Source organism: Hymenobacter fodinae (genome assembly GCF_004745825.1).
Classification (GTDB): Bacteria; Bacteroidota; Bacteroidia; order Cytophagales; family Hymenobacteraceae; genus Hymenobacter; species Hymenobacter fodinae.
Window position 1 is genome coordinate 279479 of sequence record NZ_SRLA01000004.1, and the last position, 22557, is coordinate 302035.

The 22557-nt window shown below is 57.7% G+C and carries 17 protein-coding genes and 1 pseudogene; 12 read left to right on the plus strand and 6 right to left on the minus strand.

Annotated elements, in window-relative coordinates; translation table 11 throughout:
• Positions 1 to 239: 239 nt before the first annotated feature.
• Entirely contained in the window at positions 240 to 953 is a 714-nt protein-coding gene (locus EU556_RS18970) for a head GIN domain-containing protein (RefSeq protein ID WP_135435714.1), read from the plus strand.
• Between the two features lie 97 nt (positions 954 to 1050).
• Here EU556_RS18970 and EU556_RS18975 read toward each other — a convergent pair whose 3' ends face one another.
• Positions 1051 to 1617, minus strand: coding sequence for a hypothetical protein (locus tag EU556_RS18975; protein WP_135435715.1), 567 nt, complete (start codon positions 1615 to 1617; stop codon positions 1051 to 1053).
• Between the two features lie 159 nt (positions 1618 to 1776).
• Here EU556_RS18975 and EU556_RS18980 point away from each other — a divergent pair, with 159 nt between their 5' ends.
• Positions 1777 to 2724, plus strand: coding sequence for a 3-oxoacyl-ACP synthase III family protein (locus EU556_RS18980; RefSeq protein ID WP_135435963.1), 948 nt, complete (start codon positions 1777 to 1779; stop codon positions 2722 to 2724).
• 28 nt (positions 2725 to 2752) lie between these two features.
• On the opposite strand, the gene EU556_RS18985 is transcribed toward EU556_RS18980, so the two are convergent.
• Together EU556_RS18985 and EU556_RS18990 are read right to left on the minus strand one after the other, a co-directional pair.
• Complete coding sequence (locus EU556_RS18985) at positions 2753 to 4126, minus strand: carbohydrate porin (RefSeq protein ID WP_135435716.1); 1374 nt, start codon at positions 4124 to 4126, stop codon at positions 2753 to 2755.
• A gap of 174 nt (positions 4127 to 4300) precedes the next feature.
• Positions 4301 to 6424 carry a matrixin family metalloprotease gene (locus EU556_RS18990; protein WP_135435717.1) on the minus strand — a complete coding sequence of 708 codons (2124 nt, stop codon included), beginning with the start codon at positions 6422 to 6424 and terminating at the stop codon, positions 4301 to 4303.
• A gap of 213 nt (positions 6425 to 6637) precedes the next feature.
• Here EU556_RS18990 and EU556_RS18995 point away from each other — a divergent pair, with 213 nt between their 5' ends.
• Positions 6638 to 7321, plus strand: coding sequence for a hypothetical protein (locus EU556_RS18995; RefSeq protein WP_135435718.1), 684 nt, complete (start codon positions 6638 to 6640; stop codon positions 7319 to 7321).
• Positions 7322 to 7386: 65 nt separating this feature from the next.
• On the opposite strand, the gene EU556_RS19000 is transcribed toward EU556_RS18995, so the two are convergent.
• Positions 7387 to 8301 (minus strand): DUF72 domain-containing protein, encoded by a 915-nt coding sequence (locus tag EU556_RS19000; RefSeq protein ID WP_135435719.1) that lies wholly within the window; start codon positions 8299 to 8301, stop codon positions 7387 to 7389.
• 382 nt (positions 8302 to 8683) lie between these two features.
• On the opposite strand from EU556_RS19000, the gene EU556_RS19005 reads away from it, so the two are divergent.
• The 3 genes from EU556_RS19005 (at position 8684) to EU556_RS19015 (ending at position 12664) form a co-directional block, all read left to right on the plus strand.
• Positions 8684 to 9508, plus strand: coding sequence for a septal ring lytic transglycosylase RlpA family protein (locus EU556_RS19005; RefSeq protein WP_135435720.1), 825 nt, complete (start codon positions 8684 to 8686; stop codon positions 9506 to 9508).
• Positions 9509 to 9695: 187 nt separating this feature from the next.
• Positions 9696 to 12194, plus strand: a complete 2499-nt coding sequence (locus EU556_RS19010; protein ID WP_135435721.1) for a penicillin acylase family protein — start codon at positions 9696 to 9698, stop codon at positions 12192 to 12194.
• Between the two features lie 92 nt (positions 12195 to 12286).
• Positions 12287 to 12664, plus strand: coding sequence for a hypothetical protein (locus EU556_RS19015; protein WP_135435722.1), 378 nt, complete (start codon positions 12287 to 12289; stop codon positions 12662 to 12664).
• Between the two features lie 86 nt (positions 12665 to 12750).
• On the opposite strand, the gene EU556_RS19020 is transcribed toward EU556_RS19015, so the two are convergent.
• A complete protein-coding gene (locus EU556_RS19020; protein ID WP_245327798.1) occupies positions 12751 to 13965 on the minus strand; it encodes an alpha/beta fold hydrolase in 1215 nt (404 codons plus the stop codon).
• A gap of 233 nt (positions 13966 to 14198) precedes the next feature.
• Between EU556_RS19020 and EU556_RS19025 the strand changes: the two genes are divergently transcribed.
• The 6 genes from EU556_RS19025 (at position 14199) to EU556_RS19050 (ending at position 20899) form a co-directional block, all read left to right on the plus strand.
• Positions 14199 to 14630: a BlaI/MecI/CopY family transcriptional regulator gene (locus tag EU556_RS19025; RefSeq protein ID WP_135435723.1), complete on the plus strand. Its 432-nt coding sequence runs from the start codon at positions 14199 to 14201 to the stop codon at positions 14628 to 14630.
• Positions 14587 to 15999 (plus strand): M56 family metallopeptidase, encoded by a 1413-nt coding sequence (locus tag EU556_RS19030; protein WP_135435724.1) that lies wholly within the window; start codon positions 14587 to 14589, stop codon positions 15997 to 15999. The genes EU556_RS19025 and EU556_RS19030 overlap by 44 nt, the downstream gene beginning before the upstream one ends.
• A 21-nt stretch (positions 16000 to 16020) precedes the next feature.
• Positions 16021 to 16329, plus strand: coding sequence for a hypothetical protein (locus EU556_RS19035; protein WP_135435725.1), 309 nt, complete (start codon positions 16021 to 16023; stop codon positions 16327 to 16329).
• A 45-nt stretch (positions 16330 to 16374) separates the two neighbouring features.
• A complete protein-coding gene (locus EU556_RS19040) occupies positions 16375 to 16650 on the plus strand; it encodes a DUF6624 domain-containing protein (protein ID WP_135435726.1) in 276 nt (91 codons plus the stop codon).
• Between the two features lie 269 nt (positions 16651 to 16919).
• Positions 16920 to 17954: a hypothetical protein gene (locus tag EU556_RS19045; protein WP_210116329.1), complete on the plus strand. Its 1035-nt coding sequence runs from the start codon at positions 16920 to 16922 to the stop codon at positions 17952 to 17954.
• A 230-nt stretch (positions 17955 to 18184) separates the two neighbouring features.
• Positions 18185 to 20899, plus strand: a complete 2715-nt coding sequence (locus tag EU556_RS19050) for a PAS domain-containing protein (protein WP_167855638.1) — start codon at positions 18185 to 18187, stop codon at positions 20897 to 20899.
• 62 nt (positions 20900 to 20961) lie between these two features.
• Here the strand turns inward: EU556_RS19050 and EU556_RS19055 are convergent.
• Positions 20962 to 22539 (minus strand): annotated as a pseudogene (locus tag EU556_RS19055) (DHA2 family efflux MFS transporter permease subunit); the annotation flags it as partial.
• Positions 22540 to 22557: the final 18 nt, after the last annotated feature.

Genomic DNA, 22557 nt, shown 5'->3' on the forward strand with positions numbered 1-22557 from the left:
TTTTATTGCGACGAGAAAGTCCACCCGTTGCCTACTACTGCTTCGAAATTGCCGGGGGTTATTTGATACGGAAATAGCTAAAGCTGAGTGGCCTAGGCCACTTGCTTGCTCTCAAACCCAACCGGTTTTCTATCCTATGTCAGTCAGGTGAAATTCTTTTGCTTGTTGGGGCAACGGTTATAGAGTAGGTTTCATCTATCTCTCTGACACTCATCTTCTATCACTTATTTCTTTAGCTCATGAAAACGCTTCGCTTACTACTTCCCGCGCTGCTTCTGGCGCTATTCGTGCTTCCTAGCTTCCGGTTGCGGCTGGCAGACACGCGCGAAACCCGTCAAGTGGGTGACTTCACTTCTCTGACCTTGGCGGGCTCTCCCAACGTAGTGTTGCGCCAGGGTAGCCCGCAGAAAGTGGAAGTAGAAGGTGACCCCGAAGACCTGAAACACCTCGAAACTACCGTAACCAACGGGCGACTGCGCATCGGATCCAAACCGACTAACGGTAACTCGTGGTACCGTAACCGGGGTTCCATTAAGGTGTACGTAACCATGCCCACTATCAAAGGCTTAATAGTAAGCGGCTCGGGCAACATCAAAGCCGCCGAGGCCGTGAAGGCTACTGACCTGAACTTGTCGGTGAGCGGCTCGGGCGGCATTGAACTCGTGAGCCTGACAGCTGATAAAATCAACACGGCGGTTTCGGGCTCGGGCAACATTGACATTGCGGGCGTGGCTCCTACGCAGGACATCAGCGTGAGTGGCTCGGGCAATGTGAAAGCCAGCAACCTGCGCAGCGAAGCCTGCCACGTAGCTATCAGCGGCTCGGGCAACTGCCGTCTTATGGCCACCAAAAGCCTCGATGCAAGCATTGTCGGTTCCGGCGACGTGTACGTGATGGGCAGCCCCAAAATCAGCAGCTCTGTTGTTGGCAGCGGCCGTATTCACCGCGAATAGGCCTAGGCAACTCCTCACAAACCACAACGCCCCGGCTGCTTAGCAGTCGGGGCGTTGTGGTTTAGTTGGGTTCAGGCTGCTTTTAGTAGCAAGTGGCCTAGAAGTCGAACAGGCCACGGCGGGTGCCCGACTTTGTCTTCTCCTTCGACTTGGGTTTGTCTTTGTCGCCCCTGAAGACGCGGTTAATAAAGCTAGTGTTTTTCTCTTTCACTAGGATGTAACGCACGGAAAACGCCGTAGGAAAGCGGGCCCAATCGTCGGAGCCAAACTCCACGGTGGGTTTGAAGTCAACGGAGAGCACAATGGGCGACAGGGCAATCTTATACTCCACGCCGGCCAGTGCATCGATGCCCCCGAAAGCGCCATCGTCCTTGTGGTTACCCACGTGGCCCCCGGCCCCAAAGTAATAGTTGAGGCTGGGCCCCAGAATACCAAAGTGCCGCTCGGCTAGCAACGTCGCCGACACCTCCCGCGACGATACTAGGCCCAGGCCTTCGAGGGTCGTTTTCTCAAAAATCTTCTGCTGCACGGTAAGGCCGTACTGCCCGCCCCCAACCCGAATACCGGCCGCGGTGCGGTACTTCTGTGCCTGCGCGGTGGTGGCCGCCAGCAACCCAATACTGGCTACTAGGGCTGTATGGCGAAACGCCTTCGAAAACATCATAATCTTGTAAGACTCGCAGCCCAACTCGGCCTACCGTAGGCCGTTCAACGAAGATGCGGCGTGCAAAGTACGGGCCATCTGCTGAAAAGGCCATGTAAGTTGAGATGAGCGGCGTACCTTGCTCCGTATTTGCTTTGCCTTCATTCCTCCCACTACCGCGTGTACATTCATCAGGTGGCGGCTTACTTGCCCGCCGAAATCATCACTAACGAGCACTTTACCCGCATCAACGGGCTGTCGAACGAGTGGATTACCGAGCGGACCGGCATTCGGGCGCGGCGGAAAGCTGCCGCCGGAGAAAATACCAACACCATGGCCCTGGAAGCCACGCGCCGCGTACTGGCCGCCGCTTCCGCATTTGCCGCCACTGAGGTAGACTTGATTGTAGGCGCCACCTACACCCCCCACGATACTATTTACACGCTGGCCCATGCCGTACAACGCGAGCTAGATGTGTCGGATATTCCTGTAGTAAGCATCTCCTCGGCCTGCTCTTCGTTGCTGAATGCCATTGAAATTGTGGAAGGCTACTTTGCGCTGGGCAAAGCCCGCCGGGCCCTGGTGGTAGTAAGTGAGCACAACACCGCCTACAACAACGAGCTGGACACCATGGCGGGCCACCTCTGGGGCGACGGTGCCGCGGCGCTACTACTCACCCCCGAGCGCCTAGCCCCCACCGACCTTGATGTGCGCACGGTCATCACGGGCGGAGCTGGTAACATTGGTAAGGCCGACGTATCGGTGACGCTGAAACCGGTGGAAAAAGGCATCGTGATGCCCTTCGGCAAAGACGTATTCATGAACGCCTGCCAGTATATGACCCGCGTCACGCAGCAGGTACTGGAGCGCAATCAGCTAGGCGTGGAGGATGTTCGGTACCTGATTCCGCACCAAGCCAACTTGCGCATCACTAAGAATGTGCTGCAACAGCTAGGCCTGCCCGAAGACCGGGCCGTGTCGAACATCGAGGAGTTGGGCAACACGGGTTGCGCCGGCGCTGCCATTGCCCTCGCCGATACCTGGCCTAGCCTGCAGGAAGGAGAACACGTAGTAATTACCGTATTTGGGGGTGGCTACTCGTATGGGGCCATGCTACTGAAACGCTAGGCCACGCGTGGGTGCCTTTGCTGCCTTTCTAAAACGCGACGTGTAAGCGTACGGCCGCCACACTCACGGGGCCTCGGTCGCGGTTGTAGGCGGGATGCAGTACAAACTGGTAGTCGGGACTGATGGCCGCGTGATAATGCGACAGGTTAAGGCTGTAGTACACCTCACTGAGCATCTCGGGGGAGTAGTTCAGCTTGCCATCCCCGATGATGAAGCCGTAGCCGCCCGCCGCCAAATAGTTGCGGTGTGGGGCAGAGAGGCCGTTTGCCACGACCGCTAGGCCTAGGCGGTCGTCGGGGCGATGCCAGCGCGTGCCCGTGCTTACCAGGCCTAGGCTGGCTGAGCGGTCAATTTCGGTGAAGGCCCACGTTTCGTGCTTGCCATCATTGTAGCTCACTCGCCCGAAAGCGCCTATAGCTGGAGTAAGCTGCTGCTCGGCACTGAGGCCCAGGCCAGTTTTGGTGCGCCCCATCGCCCGCGTAGCCGTGATATCGGGTACTTCTAAAGCGGTAGCCTGCCGGTAACTTCCCATATTAGCCACGATACGGTAGGCCAGTAGGCGCACTAGGCCAGGGTGCTGGGCTACGTGGTAGGCGCGAGTCAGCTCCAGCGTTTCAGAGTGTGCCTGTCCGTAGTGGTAGTTTAGAATGGGGCCGTTAGCCTGCTTTGGCACCAGCGTAGTAGCCGCCCGAAGCGCAAATGCCGGCGTAACGTACTCGGCCACAGCCCCCACGGTGTAGCCGCGCGTGTTGGCCGGGTAGTCCCAGGCGCCGTTGCTCATCAGGCTCCAGTTGAAAAACTGCGTACGTGGGTCGTGGCTATAGCTGTTCTGGTCGAAGAAATCAGCAATACTGATTTTGCCCAAGTTTAAAGCTAGGTAGCGTTGCGGGGCTGTGCCCCCAAGCTGGTTGGGACCATCCTCAACAACTGCCCGAGCGCCTCCAAGCGCCCACACTTGCCGCAGGTAGAGCCGAGCTAGGTAGAGCTGCGGGGCAGGATTTCCAATTCGGAAAGTTTCGCCGTTGGTGAAGCCCGCAATGCCACGGGCGCCGCTCAGGCCACTTCCCCCTGCCACTTCAGGGTTGAGGTACAGGCCCGCCCCCGACCACAGACGCCGCCCGATAAAGGCGGTGGAGGTAAATGAGAGCTTCGCCTTTTCGCGCGGCGCCAAGCTATAGGCACCGGAGTACGGAGCGCTAAATGGGGCATGCCACTGGTCGATGAGGGTTTGTTGAAAGTGCAGGCTCCAGGGTTGCTCCTGGGTGGTATCGGGAGGCACTGGCCTAGCCGTGCCCGCTGATATTCTTAGTGGCCGTGTAGTAGATGGAGAAGCGGGAGTTTGGGCCTGCACCACGTGGCCCGATAGCCATGCTACCGCCGCAATAACTCGAAAAGACACCATAAACAGTGGGCAACCAGAGCCAGTAATAGCGAAGACTACGCCAGATGACCCGCGCAGGCCACCTAGTGCCGTTACCGTACGCGCCGTGCCCTAGGCCACACTGCTACGTCAGGTATTTAACCGGACCCAATGTTGAGCTTGTTTGTATGTTCTTTCGATGAACTCTGCCTGACCCTACGGGATAAACACTAACCGGGCTTTGCCTTTCGGGCCGTTAGAGTCAGTCCAGCGGGCCACGTACGTCCCGGACCGCAGCGGAGGCAGGGTAACGGGCAGAATGTTGAGCCCCGGCTGATAGTTTAAGACGGTGCCGCCCAGGTAGCGCCCAATCATATCGTAGAAACGCAAGGTAAGGGCTCCGGAACTGGCGCCCGCCTGATACTGAAGCCGCACCGCCGAGCCAGCCCCTTCTACTATAGTAGGGTAAAACTCTAGGCCACTCGCCACCGACGGGTTATCAGTAGCTACGAGCGGCACCACTTTATCGAGGGAGTTATCGGGCCGCCGGACGCGCAGGCGGTAGTAGCTCAGGCCCGACAGGGGTTGCGCATCGGTAAAGCGGTAGGCCCCGCCCGAAACACCAGCCGCTACGTTGCCAACCACTTGCCAACCGGCAGCGGTAGTATCAGTAGCGGTAGCCCGTTCCACCACAAACCCCGACAAAAAGCATTCGTCGCGGGTAGACCACTGCAGCACCGTCCCGACGCCGGGCACAAATTCCACAAACTGGCCGATGAGGGGCGCCGGTAGCATGGGGGTCCCTCCGCATTCGGGGTTCACGAAGCTGCGGGTGCGCAGCACGTAACGGCCACCCGCCACGTCGCTGGCAGTGTTTAGCGTGCGGCTTACCTGTCCCCGCGATACGGCGTAGTGCATCACGGCGCGGGGCAGAATCAGGTGGGAAAGCTGCTGGGCGTGGCCGAGCTCGTGCAGCGCTACCGACTCAAAATCTACCTGCGAAGAGGTGGGGTTACCGGGGCCGAACTGCCACGCGCTGGCATCATCAAACTGGGTATCAATTTCCTTCACGTAGAAGCTTACTCGCGTTCTACCAGCGTCCAGGTAACAGCCGGTGTAGTAGCTGGTTGTGCGACCTAGCACATTGGCGGGCAGTTGCGTACCGCTGTCAAAGCCCACGGAGTTTTCTCCATCATCTTCTACGCCAGTTTTAGTGCGAGTAGCTCCCACTTCCCAGTTCACGCCGGTTTGGCACCGCCAGCTAATCAAGGCTCGCTGCCAGGCAGCACTGGCCGCCGTGTTGGCAGCAAAGCCGGCATCGAAGCGAAAGGTGTAACCCCCACGGGTGTTTTGATTGAGCTCCCCGGGCACCGACCGCGCTTTAGAGGCATTATCTTGAGCGTTAGTAGCTGCGTAAATAATGGTAACGGCCAGCACACTAGCTATCTGTTGCTGATCGGTGGTGGTCACGCGCACCGTACCTGTACCGGCCGTATTGCCGGTGGAGGTATACGATGGCACCAGCACCCGAATCTGGTTGTCTGACCAGCTCACGTAGTCGGCATCCGTTATCTTGGTGTAGGAGGCGCCGCCATCATCAGCATTACGGAACTCCACTGAGCCGTTGCCCCGCGTGTTGCCGAAGCCCGCCCCAGAAATGGTGAGTACCGCGCCCGTGCCGGCCGTGATGGTTAGTGGAGCCAGCGTGGTGATGGTCGGGGCCAACACCTTATTGGCAGTGGTGGGCGCCTCCCGGCGACGTAGGGCCGTTTCTAGGGCCGGGTTGGTCTGGACTAAGCGGGGCTGAGCTCCGGGCACCAGTGCTTGGTAGAAAGAGTCGTCGAGGGCGGGGTAGGTCCGAAAGGGTTCGGCGGCGGTAGCATCACTTAGCTCATAGCGCACAAACCCCTGCTGACTGGCGTAGGCCGCCCAGGCGGGACCGGCTGAGGCCGTACCCGGAAAGGCTGCGGGCTCCAGAAAAAACACTCCTTGCTCGCCGGGCGTCAGGCTAAGGGTATTGGTAAGCACTTGGCGGTCTAGGCCTACGGTACCTCCTTCCGTGATAAGGGTTAGCTCGGCGCCGCTAGTGCCTTTCAGGAGCTTATATACCCGCACCCGGTTAGCCGTGAAAATGCGTCCATTCGTGCCTCGGAAACCCCGACTTTCAAGCACCTCTCCTTCTACAATGAGTGGCACCTTATTAGCCCGCGTGAGAGGATCGAGGGCTACAAGCGAACAGTGTATTTCAGCGCTTGGTGAGGGCGCAACCTGCGCGGCTACCCGCGTAGCACTTAATACAAAAGAGAGGGTAGAGAGTAGAGCAAAAGCCGGTGCATTCATATGGTTGAGCAGGCCTCAGGTGGGGCGCAGGCTCAAGATACGTGATTTGCCTTGCCATGGCGTATCACGGAGGCCAAGCTCCCCATATTTTATTAGAGCCACGAAAGCACAACCCTAGAAAATATAAAGGCTACCTCTACCAACCGTTTGCCCTTAGGCCCACTCTATATTGCGCTTCCGATTTATTCTACAACCGTTTTACTCTCATTCTCTATGTGTGCTGTCTATTTAAAGGTGCTGCTAGCTGCTACCCTCGCTGCCCCACTAGCTACCTTCGCTCAGTCTGTTACTCCGACTACTCCAACTCAGCCCATTTATTCCACTCCTACCACTGAGGCTCCCGCCAAAAGCACTTTGTTTAAAGTCGGTACTGGCCTAACGCATGGGTTTGAATTTGGAGGCTTTTCTGGGTTGAGTATCCCTGTAGTGTTAGGGGTCGAGCACCATCTTACGCCCGCCGTTTCCATGTATGGCAATCTGTTTGGGGGCTTGAATATTGTTGACCGCACCGCCTACTACAACCGCCCACTGCTGCGCGAAATTGGTGCTGATGCTGGCGTCCGTTACTACTACAACCAAGAGAAGCGAAAGCAGAAAGGGCGGGCGACTGGGCCGTTTGTAGGTAACTACTTAGCGCTGCATTCTTCCTCCTCGCTGTTCTCTTACCGTACCCAGAACTCTTATAATGTGCGCAATTACTTTGGCTACGATTACTCTACGCTAAACTTGTTATGGGGCATGCAACGGCGTATTGGCGGCCACGGGCTGATAGATGTATACGCCGGGGGCGGAGTGTCAAACCCGTTCCGATTCTCTGATCAAGACCGCTTTTCTCAATACAAACGGCGACCTACGCCAAACCTGGAAATTGGCGTGAAGCTCAGCTTAGTGCCCTAATTGATTTGTTGATGTATACCGAGTGGCCTAGCACTTCAACCAGAAGCAGCTAGGCCACTTCTCATTTAAAACAAACTCCCCTGTACTGGCTGCGGAATTACATGGGGGGGCTGCACCTGCATACCGGTCAGATGGTGCAGGCGGGCCAGAAAGTGTTGCGCCCACAGCGGCGAGTGCATAATGTCTTTCTGATGAATGAACACATAAGCCGCGTGTAGGCCACCCTCCAGCCAGCTGGCAATGCGGGCAGCCCAGTCGTCGGCGCGCCGGAAGTCGGAGTCGACGAGACCGTGGCCGTTGAGGCGCACGAAGGCCGTGGGTGTGGTTAGGCGCATGTGCAGCACGTCGCGGCGCCCGGCCACATCACTCAGCACCAACACCTTGCCCAGTGCTTCCAGCATTGCCGACACGGCGCCCAGCAACTCTTTATCAGCAAACCAAGCGGGGTGGCGTAGCTCCACGGCCAAAGGGATGTAGTCGGGGAAATCGAGCAAATAGCGCTCCAGGCGGCGCAAATGCTCAGGCCCGAAGGTAGGCGGCAGTTGCAGAAAGGCGTGGCCAAGGGTTTCGCCCAAGCCCTCAATGGCCCGACAGAACGATACCGTCAGGTCGTCGGCGTTATAGAGGGCACGGTCGTGGCTGATGCTTTGCGGGAGCTTGGGGCAAAACCGGAACGATGCCGGCACGGCCTCGCGCCACTTGCGTACCGTGGTAGCATCGGGAATTCGGTAATGGGTAGTGTTGAGCTCGATGCTATTAAACTGCCGCGCATAATGGTGCAGGTAATCCGCATCTTTGATGCCCGCCGGAAAGTACGTACCCAGCCATGCCTTGTTTGTCCAGATAGGGCAGCCCACATACACCCGCGGTGGAGCTGGTTGCGCGGGCAGAGCGCGGGCCAATATACCAGCCGTTTCGGGGTGGTCTGGGGGCAGGCGAAAATCAACGTAGCGCAGGTCGGAAAGACGGCCAAAATCCATACCCAAAGGTACGCTGAAACTGTGCTCTCTCTTGCGCCTTTCGCAAGCGCCTGATCAAGTGGCTTAGCTCTCTTATCCTTATGAAAATCCCGGGACTTTTGCAACCTAGCTCCAAGGATAGCGGACCATCCAATGCCAAAATTTTTTTAGCTGTTGATAGTCTAATTTTTCAGCTGTCCCGGAATAAGCCTAATAAGAATACAAAAACAGTCTTGGGGAAACACAATAGATGTTTTAGCACGGTTACAGGGAATTATTTAAATACAAGTTTTCTTAGAAAAGGTAAATTACAAAGCATAGATGCAACCTTATACGTTTTACAGGAAAGAGGTGGTTTGGTGGAGGCTTCTAGATTTGTCAGACTCACCAACCAAGAGAACAAATGAAGTTGATTGTACGACTGCATGTCTCGGGCTTGATGATGGCCATGCTCCTCGTGTTGCTGACGGCCTTCTCGGTCTCGGCTCGCACGCTGCGGGTAAGTGATGATGAAAAAGCCCCGGCCGCTTCGGCCAAAAAGGCCGCCGTTCTGCGGGGCCGCGCTTCCTGGTACGGGAAGGAACACCAAGGTCACCGCACCAGCAACGGCGAGCGTTTCGACCGCCACCAGTACACTTGCGCGCACAAAACCTTGCCCTTTGGCACCCGGCTGCGCGTTACCAACCCCGAAACGGGCGAGGCAGTAGTAGTGCGCGTAACCGACCGCGGCCCCTTCCGCCATCAGCGCATCCTAGATCTATCAGAAGTAGCCGCCCGCCCGCTAGGAATTGTCTCACAAGGAGCCGTGTCGATAGTGGCGGAAGTAATGCCTGAAGACACCCCCCTAGGCCCTACTAATGCGCCTGAGAACCTGACGGCCCTGCTGGTACAGGATACGACCGGCGCCGCAGTAAACGTGCATACCAACATCCAGGCTGGTGAAGTAGAAGCCGCCGACATTGCCCTGCTGGCAGAGCCCACCGCTACCTACGTTATTCAGGCCGGCACTTTTGGCGACCTGCGCAACGCCCAGGCCATGGTGGAGAAAATTCAGAACCTCGAGCCGAAGCTGGTCGTGTCTACCGTGGCCACCAACTCGGCCGCTGGCAAACCGCTCAACCGTGTAGTAGTAGGCCGCTTCGCCACCCAGGCTGATGCCGAACAAGCGCGGCAGCGTCTGCAGCGCATGGGCATTGCCGGGTTAGTCCGCCAGGGCGAGAATCTGTAGGCCACCTTACATCAAACAAAAAGCCGTTTCTGATGCAGGAACGGCTTTTTGTTTGATGTAAGCTTTCGAGCGTAATTTTTCGAAGAGGTACGCTAGTAGTGTCACCCTGAATAGAGGCCTAGCCGCGCACCTCACTCTAGAATACGCAGCATTTACTACCTTCCGGGCTCTTGCTATCAGGTAGTGTATGCTTCGTATTCTTAAGGCCGGCTTGGCGTTGCTTGTTACGCTTACCCTCACGTGGGTACTGAATACCAAACAGGGTGACATTCCGCCCATTGGTAAGCTCCTGAGCCCTTACCGCGGCTTCTGGCAGAACGGAGAAACGGCAGCGGCTACGGATGAGCATCTCACCCTCCGGCTACCTGGCCTACACCAGCCGGTGCGAGTGCGCTTCGACGACCGGCGGGTGCCGCACATCTTCGCCGAAAACGAGCACGACCTCTATTACGCCCAAGGTTACCTCACCGCCCACGACCGGCTCTGGCAGATGGAGTTTATGACCCGGGTGGCGGCGGGCCGAATTTCGGAGGTAGTAGGCCCCAAAGCCCTGGAATACGACCGGTTTCAGCGGCGCATGGGACTGGCCTACGGGGCCGAAAACTCTGTGCGCACCATGCTCCAAGACCCTACCACGCGGGTAGTGCTGGAGTCGTACTCCGAAGGAGTGAATGCCTACATCAACAGCCTTGCCCCGAAAGACTATCCTTTCGAATATAAGCTCCTGGATTATGCCCCCGAGCCCTGGCAGCCACTCAAGTGTGCGCTATTGCTGAAGCTGATGGCCTGGGACCTAAGCGGCCGCTCCGATGACCTGCGCCTAAGCAACATTCTGAGCAAGTATGGCCCCGCTGTAGTAAACGACCTCTTCCCCGATTACCCCAACCGCACCGACGCCATTGTACCCACCGGTTCGCCGCTAAACTTCAAGCCTTTGCCGGTTCCCGCAACGCCTCCTTCGTTTCAGGCGGCGCTGTCAGACAAGGTGCCGGCGCGGGAGCCCGATGCAGAGCTAGGCTCCAACAACTTTGCGGTGGCGGGCAGCCGCTCGGCCTCTGGCCTACCCATTCTCGCCAACGACCCGCACTTGCAACTGAACCTTCCGAGCATCTGGTACCAGATACAGATGGCGGCACCGGGCGTGAACGTATATGGTGTAACTATTCCGGGCGCGCCGGCCGTGATTATTGGCTTCAATGAGAACGTCGCCTGGGGCGTAACCAACGTAGGCGGCGACGTGCTCGACTGGTACCAGCTTAAGTTCAAGGACAACATGATGCGGGAGTACTGGCACAATGGCCGCTGGAAGCCCATCCGCCGGGTGGTGGAGCGCATTGTGGTGCGTGGGCTGCCCGACCGCCTCGATACGGTGCTCTACACCCATCATGGCCCCATTGTGTACGACCGAGAGGAGAAGGTTTTCAACAAACAGACGCCCATTCGGCACGCCATGCGCTGGACCGCCCACGATGGCGCCAACGAGGTGCTGACGTTCTACCGCCTCGACCGGGCCCGGAATTACCAGGACTATAGCACGGCCCTGCAGACATACGGCTCGCCGGCCCAGAACTTTATTTTTGCCAGCAATCAGAACGATATTGCCATCCGGCCGAACGGGCATTTCCCGCTGAAGTGGGCAGACCAGGGCAAGTTTATTTTGGATGGCACTGACAAGGCCTACGACTGGCAGGGCTGGATTCCGATGGAGCAGAACCCGCACGTAGAAAACCCCGCGCGCGGCTTTGTATCATCGGCCAATCAGCCCTCGGCAGGCCTAGATTATCCCTACTACCTGGGCTGGGACTACGCTCCTTCCGACCGCGGCCACCGCATCAATGAGCGCTTGGCCAAGATGCAGCGCGCCACCCCCGACAGCCTGCGCCAACTCCAAAATGACAACCTGGGGGTAAACGCCCGCACTATGCTGCCCTGGATGCTGGAGACAATGGCCGGCACTAAGCTGACCGATCATAAATATCCTCATGAGCCGGCTGCATCCGAAGGGGCGGCCATACGGGTGCTAGCAGACTGGAACTACATATACCAGGCTGATGCTGTGGCGGCTTCCATTTTTGACCTGTGGTACACTAACTTAGTTGACCGGCTGTGGCAGGACGATTTTGGGGCAAAAGCAACTGGCCTAGAGATGCGCTATCCATCGCAAGACCGCACGAACCGCTTGTTGCTTAGCCAATCGATGGGGGCCCGCTTCGGACTCGCTCCGGCTAGCCCTTGGATTGACGACCGTACCACTCCTCAGCGAGAAAATGCGCGTGATTTGCTAGCGGCCTCCCTACACTTTGCTGTTGATTCCCTGACCCGCAAGTTTGGACCAATGGGGCCCAAGTGGGGTTGGGCCAACCAAAAGAGCACCGACATCAACCACCTGGCAAACCTACCGGGCTTTGGCCGTATGGATATTGATTGCGGTGGCAGCCGCGGCTCGGTGAATGCCACGGGACCGCGCAACGGTCCCTCCTGGCGAATGGTAGTGGCGTTGGGGCCGCAGGTGAAAGCTTACGGAATCTTCCCTGGTGGGCAGAGCGGCAACCCCGCCTCAGCTTACTATGATGATATGATTGAGACCTGGCGCCTGGGCAAGTTGGATGAGCTAGTGTTTCTGCGCGCCGCCGACGAAAACCACCCGCGCCTGCAAGCCGCTTGGCGCCTAGAGTCATCCAACTAGCTTTTAAATAGGGGGTGCCTCTGGTTTAAGCATTTCTGCGGTTTCTTCACTCCCTCCGCGGCCGACCAGGGCCTTCATATGTATTGCTGCTTATGAAATCACTTGCCGTTTTTTCTTTATTACTTCTGGTATTTTGTGCGCTAGGCCAGTTGCTGCTGCCGTGGTGGTGCATTGTGCCTATTTGCTTTCTACTGACGGCTTTGCGCGGATCTTCAGGTGGCCTAGCCTTTCTGGCAGGGCTATTTGGTGCCGGCCTTAGCTGGTGGCTTCCGGCCATCTGGCTTAATCAGCACGGGGTTCAGCGCTTGGCAGAGCGGCTGGCAACCTTATTCCCGCTGGGTGGAAGTGTTGGGCTACTGCTGCTGCTTTCGGGGCTGATTGCGGGCTTAGTAGGTGGCCTAGCGGCACTAAGTGGCGCGTGGGCTCGGCAGGCGCTGGCTCCTAGGCCTACCACGCAAGCACTTCAATAAGGTCAAGTTCTGACTTCTGTTCATAAAAAAGCCGCTTACTGAGTTAGCAAGCGGCTTTTCGTTGTAAGAGAATGGCCTAGGCCAGTTTAGTACTGCGTGATGAAGGCATATGCCGACAGCGTGTAGGTAGCTACCGAGGTGAAGTGGTTGCCACCCTGAATGGGACGCAGCTCTACTTGCTTGGCACCCCGGGCCTGCATAGCCTTATAAGCATCTTGCGAGTTGAAGTAGGGCACGTAATCATCGGCGGTGCCGTGGAAGAGGGCCGTGGGCGCCTTGGGCTGCCAATCGTAGATGTCGTTGTCGCGGAAGGCGGCTAGCAGGGCAGGGTCGGAGTCGGTGAGTACGCTCTGGCGGAAGGCATCGGTGAATAGTTGCTTGGGCAGGCTGGGTACTGAGCCAAAAGGGTTGGCCTGCAGCTGCGTAGCATACGGCTCCTTAAAATACGCCGACAGCGGGCGGTTGAGCTTATATACGCGGTTGTAGGTATCCAGCACCCACACGTAGGTACTCAGGAAGTTCAGTGGCTGATCAGAGTTAAGAATGTACTTGGCAAAGGCCGTTTTGTGGTAGGCTCCCGCGCCGGGGGCGCTGGCTGTTACGGGCAACTCTGAAGCATACTTCTCTTCCAGCAGCTTGTGCAGAGCCATGGTAGCGTAGCCGCCTTCTGAGTAGCCCAGCAAGAAGTTCTTGGCGTTTACCTTGATGTTCTGCTGCTTGCAAAACTCCCGGGTGGCCCGCAGCATATCCGCCGAGGCTGAGGCCAGCGACGCGGCATGCTCGTACGGGTGGGGTAAATCCTTGGAAGACCCGTAGCCAATGTAGTCGGGGGCCGACACTACGTAGCCCGTAGAGGCCAGCACCGACACCGCCGACCACAGCTCACTGTTCTGGCTATAGTGCGAGGGCGCGCGGTCTTCATCATCGGGCCGGATGGTGCCGTGCTGATAGCTGATAACCGGTAGAGCTTGCGTAGTTACGGGCACCAGCACCGCGCCTGAGGCCGTAATGCTGCGGCCATCGGTATTTTGGGTGGTGTAGGTGAGCTTGTATACTTTGATGGGCAGGCGGGCTAGCGCCCCCACTAGGGGCACATCTCCAACGCGGCTGGCCAATGTGGCCTGGCTGTATTCGCCAATGAGAGAGCTACCTACCAGCACGCTGGCCGGAGGGGTTACCGGGGGCGTGGGTGGGGCAGTAGTGGTGTCGGGAGCGTCGGGGGCAGGCGAGTCGCTTTTGCAACCCGGAGAGGCCGCCAGAAAAACGAAGAGCCACGCTAGCAGCGCGGCTGGTATACGCACAGGGCGATTAGTAAACAGAGGGTGCTTCACAGTACTACTTTACAAGCTGAGTTCTTACTTATCCTCAACATCAGCCCCGGCAAATAATTCATCTAGCGTCAGTTAGACTGGCCTTTTTTATCAGCTAAAAACGTGACGGCTGAGGTTAATTGGCATATTTCGCCTTTACGACTAAAAAAATAGTTGTATAACTAAAATTTAAGTTATACATTTAACTACATCACTTACTTCATATGTCACAGACCTTTCCTGAGTTAACCCGCGCCGAAGAGCAGGTAATGCAAGTGCTTTGGCGTCGCGGTCCTTCCTACGTGAAAGACGTGCTGCCGGAACTCCCCACGCCTACGCCCGCCTACAACACCGTTTCCACCATTATTCGCATTCTGGAGCAGAAGGGGTTTGTCGGCCATGAGGCCTTCGGGCGCACCCACCGCTACTACGCCCTGGTGGCCCAAGACGACTACCGACGCTTCTCCTTGCGCAAGTTGCTAGGGGGCTACTTCGGTGGTTCCTTCTCTCGGCTCGTGTCTTTCTTCGCCAAGGAGGAAGACTTAGATGCCCATCAACTGGAAGAATTGCTGCGTCATGCTCAACTAGACTCACCTGCTACCCCGCCTGCTGATGAATCTCTCCCTCCTACACCCGAGTCTGAGCGGCCTGCTTAGTGGAGTGCTCCTGAGCACCGTGCTGCTTGGGGCCTGCTGGTTGTTCTACCAGTTGCTATTGCGCCACGAGCGGTGCTTTCACTTCAACCGCCGCTTCTTGCTGTACACGCCTTGGCTGGTGCTGGTAGTACCGCCGCTGCTTGGGGCCGCCAGTCCGTGGCTGGCCAGCTGGCGCCAAAGCTGGGCTAGTGCTGCCTCTTCTGCCGAGGGCCTATTGACTGGCGGAATGCTGCCGGGAGTTACTATTGAGTCTGATAGTCCGCTCAGCACTGCTGATGGGGGATACTGGTTGCTGGTGGTGTATGGCGCGGGAGTTTTAGTGCTGCTAGGCCACCGCGCCTGGCAACTGCTGCACCTGTGGCACTTGGCGCGCACCTGGCCCAGAGAAGCCCGAGCGGGGTACACGCTGGCCTACACCGGCGGACAGCGACCCGTCAGCTCCTTTGGACGCCTGATTTTTTGGGACGAAACTACTGAGCTGGCTCCGGCCGAGGCCGCTCAGGTTCTGCGCCATGAGGTGGCCCATATGCAGCAGCATCATTCCCTGGAGCGCCTGAGTTTGGAGTTGGCGCGGGGGCTGCTGTGGTTCAACCCCTTCGTGCACTTCTACCCCGCCGCCTTGGAGCTTACTCACGAACTGCTGGCCGATGAGCAGGCGCTAGGCCACCCCTCCCCTACGGCGGCTGAGGCCTACACCACCCTGCTGGCCCGGGTAGCCCTGCGGCAGCTGCATCCTAATTTACCCGTTGCGCATTCCTTCACTCAATCATTTACCCTTACCCGTATTCGTATGCTTACTACTTCATCCCCTATTCGGCGCTGGAAACAGTGGCTGCTGGCCCCGGTGGGCACTTCGCTGTTGTTGCTGGTTGCCTGCGAGAAGTCAGCGGAGAAACCTGAGCCTTCCGCGGCCATCACGTTGAAAGAAGTGACTATGGCCACTCCTTCCTCAGAAAGCACTCCTGCTCCTCCCCCACCCCCGCCGCCAGCCTTCACCTATGTAGAGCATATGCCTGAGTACCCTGGTGGCCCAGAGCAGTTGCTTGCTGATATTGGCAAGGCCGTGGTGTATCCGGAAAGTGCCAAAGCCGAGAAGCTGGAAGGCCGCGTATTTGTTCGGTTTATTGTCGGCACGGATGGTACCATTCAGGCGGCTGAGCTGCAGAAGGGCATCGGCTATAACATTAAAGTCCCGGATGGAGGAGGCAAGCCGGTTGTAACGAAAGTAGTAACGCCCGCCGCACAGGCCATGAACGACATGGCGCTAAATGCCGTGCGCAACCTACCCGGCAAATGGAAGCCTGGCACCCAGGACGGCAAGCCGGTAGCCGTTTTCTACACCGTGCCCATCACGTTCTCGCTGAAGTAGCAAGGCTATACTTGACATGTTATGAAAGTATCTGCTTTGGCAGGCGTGGTCTGGTGCTTCAGCGCGCTGGGGGCTGCCGCCCAACCCACACCTGTAGCTTACCCTGTCCTTAGCAAGACCCTCGACAGCCTGGCCTACGTAGATCAGTGGCCTATGCAGCAGCTATTCAAGCAACTGCCCGACAGCGCGGGCCGCAATCTGGTGCAAGTAGAGGCCGATAATTTCGCCCGGCACCAGCCCATCCTCGAGCGAATTGTGCGCCAGGTAGGGTACCCCGGCTTCCGGCAAGTAGGCGAAACAAGCTCCAACAACTTCTGGCTGTTGGTGTAGCACGCCGATGCCCACCCAGCATTCCAGCGCCAAGTGCTGCAGCTTATGCTTCCTGAGGTACGCAAGCACAACGCCAACCCAACCAACTATGCCTACCTCACCGACCGCGTAGCCATCAACTCGGGCCAGCCAGAAGAATATGGCACGCAGGTGGTGTACGAGGGAGCTGGCCTAGGCAAAGCGGTACCTAAGTCGCTGCGCGACCCACAGAACGTAGACAAGCGCCGGGCCGCTATCGGGATGGAACCACTACAATCCTATCTTAACATGATGACGAATATGCACGAGGAAATGAACAAGCCTCGGTCCGTCAATCCCTAGAATAGTTGGCGCTTTCTGTACCGGTAGCCATTACCAGCAAAGAGAGCCAGTGCTAGGCCTGTTAAGTTCTCCAGGCTGCCGACTCGTTCTACTACCACAGCGCCACCGCTCGTGCTACCGCGGGTGGTGGCGTTGTGGTAGTGGCCTAGCGCGTTAAAACCAAGTTAAAAGCAATTGATTGCGGTAGAAGCCCCGGTCTGGCATTCCCGTTATCCCCGGAAAACCCTCTAACTTAGGGGCTCCATTCGCCTTCAATCTGTTTTTCTTCAGTGTCTTATTTCCGGACCATCACCCGCCTGACGGCCCCCGCGCTGGCTACTCTAGGCCTCGTCTTCACGCTCACCACCCTGCCCGGCTGCGGCTCACGCTCCGGCACCGATGCTGAAAACCCCTCGGCCGTAGCCGATACTACCAAGCCCGCGGTAGTGGATACCGTAGCGCTGCAGCGCGCTGCCATGCGCCGCGATTCGCTCAAGGCCGACTCCATCGTGAAGAAAAGCGGGCAGCTGCCCGGCGCCATTTTGCCCGGTCACCGCATTGTGGCTTTCTACGGCAACATTCGGGCGAAGGGCATGGGTATTTTGGGTCGGGAGCCTAAGGAACAGATGCTGGCTAAGTTCCGGAAAGTGCAGAAGGAGTGGCAAGACGCCGACCCCTCGCTGCCCATTCAGCCGGCTCTGCACAGCGTAACCATTACGGCGCAGGCCGCTGCTGGCAAGGATGGTAAGTACCGCCTGATGAACTCTAAGTCGACCATCGACGAAACCATTCAGTGGGCTAAAGACAACAACTGCATTGTGTTCCTGGACGTGCAGGTAGGCCTCTCCGACCTGGAGCACGAGCTGCACAAGCTGGAGCCCTGGCTGAAAGACCCCATTGTGCACATGGGCATCGACCCGGAGTTTGCCATGCAGACCAAGGGCGTGCGTCCGGGCAAGAAAATTGGGACTTACGATGCCAAGGATGTGAACTACGCCATCAACTTTCTGGCGCGCATTGTAAGCGAAAACAAGCTCCCCCCGAAAGTGCTGACCGTGCACCGCTTCACGCAGGGCATGATTACCAACTATAAAAACATCAAGCTTGATCCGCGCGTGCAGGTGGTAATGCACATGGATGGCTGGGGCAACCCCACCCTGAAGAAAGACTCCTATAAGGCCTACGTGGAAAAGCAGCCCGTGCAGTACACTGGTTTCAAGCTCTTCTACGAGTACGACCCCCGGCCGGCGCCCCACCACATGATGACGCCCAAAGAAGTACTAGCCGAGCTCAACCCCAAGCCGCTGTACATTCAGTATCAGTAAACCGTAGGCCTGCCATACAAAGCCCCGCCCCTATACGGCGGGGCTTTTTTCTTGCCTTTAGAATGTCATGCAAAGGTCACGGGTGCAACTTCATGTGCGCTTTACATGAACTCTGTATTTTACGGGTGTTTACCCCGCGGCCGGCCCCGGCTGGGTAGTACCTATGGTTATTAGAAACTCTCGCGCAGGGCGGCGGGATGTCAGCTGCTCATTCCCCGTCCATGCCTGTTATGCCTGCTCCCACTGCTCTACACGACTACCTGACGGTGTTTCGACACTTGCCCGGTAACTTTCTACTGTTACTCCCCGACGCCGATTTTACGATTGTAGATAACACCGATGGGCACGCGGGGGTATCGCTGAAAAGTAGGGAGGAAGTAGCCGGCAAGCCATTGTTCGAGGCCTACCCGCCGTCGGACGAGGAAAACTACCAGATTTTTCGAGGGTCCCTGGCCTACGTGTGCCAGCAGCGGGAAGAGCACACCATGCCCCGCATCCGCTACGATTTGCCCCGTCCGCTGGAGCAGGGAGGTGGCCTAGAGGAGCGGTACTGGCAAGCCACTCACTACCCTATTCTGAACGATGAGGGCCAGTTGCGCTTTATTCTGCAGCAGACGGAAGATGTAACGGCCCAGCACTTGGCGGAGCAGCGGGAACGGCAGGACCGCCTAGAGCTGGAGGAAAGCCAGGCCCGGGCCCGCTTTCTGCTGGAGGAGCTGCCCGTGATGATGTGGTCTACCTCACCCGATGGCTCCGCTGATTACCAGAACCCGCGCTGGCTGGAGTTTACGGGCCGGCAACTGTTGGGGCTGCAGAGCAAAACCTGGCTGGAAGACATTCACCCCGACGACCGAGCACACGCCCAGCAAGCCTGGAATGAGGCTCAAGCCAACGGCCGCACCTACCAAGTAGAGTATCGCCTGCGCCGCCACGATGGGCAGTACCGCTGGATACTAAGCCAGGGCGTGGCGCGCTACAATAAAGCCGGGGAGTTGGTAGCTTGGGTGGGGACCGGCCTCGACATTCACGACCAGAAGCAGGTGCAGCAGCAGTTGGCCGCCAAAGACGAGCAGCTCATGCAGATTATGAGCCAGGTGCCGGCTTATATTGCCACTGTTACCGGGCCCGACCATCGGTTTACCTTCGCTACCCCCAATTATAATACCCTGATGGGCGGGCGGGTACAGCTAGGCCAGCGCGCCACCGATCTGCTGCCCGAGGTAGCCGCCCAGGGATTTATGGAGCTGCTCGACACCGTGTACCGCACCCAAGAGCCCTACGTAGGCCACGAAAATCACATCGAGATACTTAACCCCGTTACCGGCGCCACCCAGGAGTATTACCTCAACTTCGTGTACCAACCCCTTTATGGTACCGATAAGCAGGTGCAGGGCATCCTGGCCTTTGGGGTAGATGTTACGGAGCAAGTACTAGCCCGACAGCGGGCCGAGACCCTAGCCACCGAGGTGCGCCGCAGCGACGAGCGCCTGCGCCGCATGACGGAAGCCCTGCCCAACATCACGTTTATTAATGAAGCTTCCGGGACAGGCCACTACGTTAGTCCGCAATGGTACACCTACACGGGTTTACCCGTCGGCTCCAGCGTTGCGGCCCATTGGCGGGCAACGGTTCACCCAGATGATCTGGCCCGGGCAGAGCGCGAGTATGCCCTGGCTCGGCAAGAAGCACGAGGCTGGAGCTTTGAAGTGCGTTTCCGCCGTCACGATGGGCAATACTGCTGGTTCCTGAACCAGGCCCAATCCGAACTCGATGCCGACGGTAAGCTCCTGCGCTGGTACGGCTCCGACACCGATATTCATGCCCAGAAGGAGCTGACCGAGGCTTTACGCCAAAGCGAGGAGTATTTTCGGTTTCTGGCGGAAAGTGTGCCCCAGGTTGTATGGACTGCCGCTGCCGATGGGCAAGTCGACTACTTCAATCAGCGGCTGCAGGAAGTTACTGGCCTAGCCCCCGCGGCCTGCTTGGGTAGTGCTGCTTGGGCTAACATTCTGCACCCCGATGACCAGCAGCGCACCTTGGCCGCGTGGCAGGCCACCCACGAGACAGGCAGCCCCTACGAAATTGAGTACCGGTTCATCTCGCGCACGGGGGGCTACCGTTGGTTTTTGGGCCGGGCTGAGCCCTTACGCAATGAGAAGGGAGAAATTGTGCGCTGGTTTGGCTCCTGCACTGATATCGACGAGGTGAAACAGACCCAGCAGCTTCTGCACCGGCAAAATGCTCAGCTCACCCAGATCAATCAGGCTCTGGACAACTTCGTGTACACCGCCTCTCACGACCTGAAGCAGCCCATCACGAATATGGCCGGCATCTTTGAGGAGCTTAAGCGCACAGCCACCTTCCACGACGAGGCCGCCGCCCAGCTCATTGGCATGTTTGAGGGGGCCCTGCAACAGATTAACACCACTATCCAAGATCTTTCGGCGGTAGTGCAGGTGCAGCGCCAGCACGAGCAGTTACCCGTTGAGCTGATTGACCTTCTGCCTTTCACTCAGGAAATACTGCACAGCCTGCAAGACCAGATTGACCACTCGCACGCCTGCATCGAGCTCGATTTTGCCGCTACCCCTATCCTGCCATTTGTGCGGCCTAACCTGCAGAGCATCCTGTTTAACCTCATCAGCAATGCCCTGAAGTACGCTGCCCCTGACCGTCCGCCCGTAATTCGGGTGGGCACATGCTGGGCCGAGGATAACCTGCTGCAGCTTACCGTCCAGGACAACGGCCTCGGCATTGATCTGGAGCGCCACGAGCGGCAGCTGTTTCAAATGTTCCGGCGCTTCCACCACCACGTGGATGGCTCGGGCATGGGCTTGTATCTAGTAAACCGAATTGTGCAGCAGCTAGGTGGCAGCCTCGAAGTAGAAAGTGAAGTTAACACTGGCACGCTGTTCCGGCTGCTGCTGCCCATTCAGCCGGTATAAACACACAAAAGCCGCCACCTCAGCGAGGCAGCGGCTTTTGTGTGTTTTATCACTTACCCAGCTTAGTGGGCGGCGTTCAGGTCAACTTTCTCGCCGGGCTTAGCGCGTTTAATCAAGAAGATCAGCGGCACGCACAACAAGAAGAAGGTTCCAATCATCAGGAAGGTTTGAGAGTACGTGATGAGAGCCGTCTGCTTCATAAGCATGCCTTCGAGGGCGGCATAGGCCTGGCGCTGTGCCTGCACCATATCGGCTCCCTTAGCCATAAAGCTGGCTATTAAGCCTTGCATACGCTGCTGGGTCTCAGGGTCGTAGAGCGAGATGTTGGGCAACAGGCCTACGCGGTTCTGCATAGTCGTGCGCTCCAGATACGTACCCACCAGGGCCACCCCAAATGAGCCGCCCAGCTGACGAATCATACCGGTGAGACCAGCAGCCTGGCCGGCGTCTTTACCGCTCAGACCTGCCAACGACATGGTGGTAATGGGCAGGAACAGCAGAGCCAGTCCAAAGCCACGCAGCATGAGGGGCCAGAAGAAGTCGCTCTCGCCGGCGGTGGGCGAAATCTGGGTGCTCATCCAGTAGGAGAAGACAAAGAAGACGGCAAAACCCACCGGCAGCATGAACTTCTGCGACACCCCCGCCTGGATAGATTTACCCACAATTGGCATCATGAAGCCCGAAAGCAAGGCACCCGGCAGCAGCAGGTAACCAGTTTGCTCAGCCGTGAAGCCCAAAATGCGTTGGCAGAAGATGGGGAACACGAACACCGAGGCAAACAACCCGAAGCCTAGAATAAAGCTTAGGAAGGAGCCTACTGCCAGGTTCCGGCTTTTACCCAGTACCCGCAGATCTACCACGGGCTGCTTGGCCGTCAGCTCCCGCCAGATAAAGCCAACCATACCAATGATGGTAAGGCCCGTGAAGAGCAGAATGCTCTGGTCTTCAAACCAGTCATTGCTTTCGCCTTGCTCCAGCACGTATTGCAACGAGCCTACCCCTAGCACCAGCAGGAAAATACCTAGCCAGTCGATTTCGCCGATAGGCCTACGAACGGCATTCTTGATCCGCTCGGGGTCACGAATAAACAGGGTGGTGAAGATGGAGGCCATGATGCCCACCGGCACATTCACGTAGAAAATCCAGGGCCAGTCGTAGTTATCCACAATCCAGCCACCCAGCGTCGGGCCTATGGTTGGGCCAATGATAACCCCCATGCCAAACAGCGCCTGGCCTAGCGCCAGCTGCTGGGGCGGGAAGGTATCAATGAGAATAGCTTGGGAGGTAGCCATGAGTGCACCGCCGCCCACGCCCTGGATAAAGCGGAAGGCTACCAGTTCCCAAATGTTAGTGCTCTGCCCGCAAGCCATGGAGGCCAGCGTAAAGAGTATCACGGAGAACAGGTAGTAATTCTTGCGGCCGAACTGCTCGGCCAGGAAGCCCGTCATCGGAATCACGATAACGTTGGCAATGGCATACGAAGCCACTACCCAGCTTACCTCCTGTTGGGTGGCCGAGAGGTTACCCATCATCTGGGTAAGGGCCACGTTCACGATGCTGGTATCAATTAGCTCCAGCAAGCAGCACATCACCACCGTAATGACGATGATCCACTTGGTAAATCCGGTTTCCAATGTCGTAGTGCTTAAGGAGAGGTG

Coding starts and splice junctions, on each gene's coding strand:
- EU556_RS18985 (WP_135435716.1), bottom strand. CDS start 4,126: ATGGTGTCTTTTCGAGTTATTGCGGCGGTAGCATGGCTATCGGGCCAC.
- EU556_RS19025 (WP_135435723.1), top strand. CDS start 14,199: ATGTCACAGACCTTTCCTGAGTTAACCCGCGCCGAAGAGCAGGTAATG.
- EU556_RS18995 (WP_135435718.1), top strand. CDS start 6,638: ATGTGTGCTGTCTATTTAAAGGTGCTGCTAGCTGCTACCCTCGCTGCC.
- EU556_RS19005 (WP_135435720.1), top strand. CDS start 8,684: ATGAAGTTGATTGTACGACTGCATGTCTCGGGCTTGATGATGGCCATG.
- EU556_RS18975 (WP_135435715.1), bottom strand. CDS start 1,617: ATGATGTTTTCGAAGGCGTTTCGCCATACAGCCCTAGTAGCCAGTATT.
- EU556_RS19010 (WP_135435721.1), top strand. CDS start 9,696: ATGCTTCGTATTCTTAAGGCCGGCTTGGCGTTGCTTGTTACGCTTACC.
- EU556_RS19000 (WP_135435719.1), bottom strand. CDS start 8,301: ATGGATTTTGGCCGTCTTTCCGACCTGCGCTACGTTGATTTTCGCCTG.
- EU556_RS19035 (WP_135435725.1), top strand. CDS start 16,021: ATGAAAGTATCTGCTTTGGCAGGCGTGGTCTGGTGCTTCAGCGCGCTG.
- EU556_RS19040 (WP_135435726.1), top strand. CDS start 16,375: ATGCTTCCTGAGGTACGCAAGCACAACGCCAACCCAACCAACTATGCC.
- EU556_RS19030 (WP_135435724.1), top strand. CDS start 14,587: ATGAATCTCTCCCTCCTACACCCGAGTCTGAGCGGCCTGCTTAGTGGA.
- EU556_RS19015 (WP_135435722.1), top strand. CDS start 12,287: ATGAAATCACTTGCCGTTTTTTCTTTATTACTTCTGGTATTTTGTGCG.
- EU556_RS18970 (WP_135435714.1), top strand. CDS start 240: ATGAAAACGCTTCGCTTACTACTTCCCGCGCTGCTTCTGGCGCTATTC.
- EU556_RS19050 (WP_167855638.1), top strand. CDS start 18,185: ATGCCTGCTCCCACTGCTCTACACGACTACCTGACGGTGTTTCGACAC.
- EU556_RS18990 (WP_135435717.1), bottom strand. CDS start 6,424: ATGAATGCACCGGCTTTTGCTCTACTCTCTACCCTCTCTTTTGTATTA.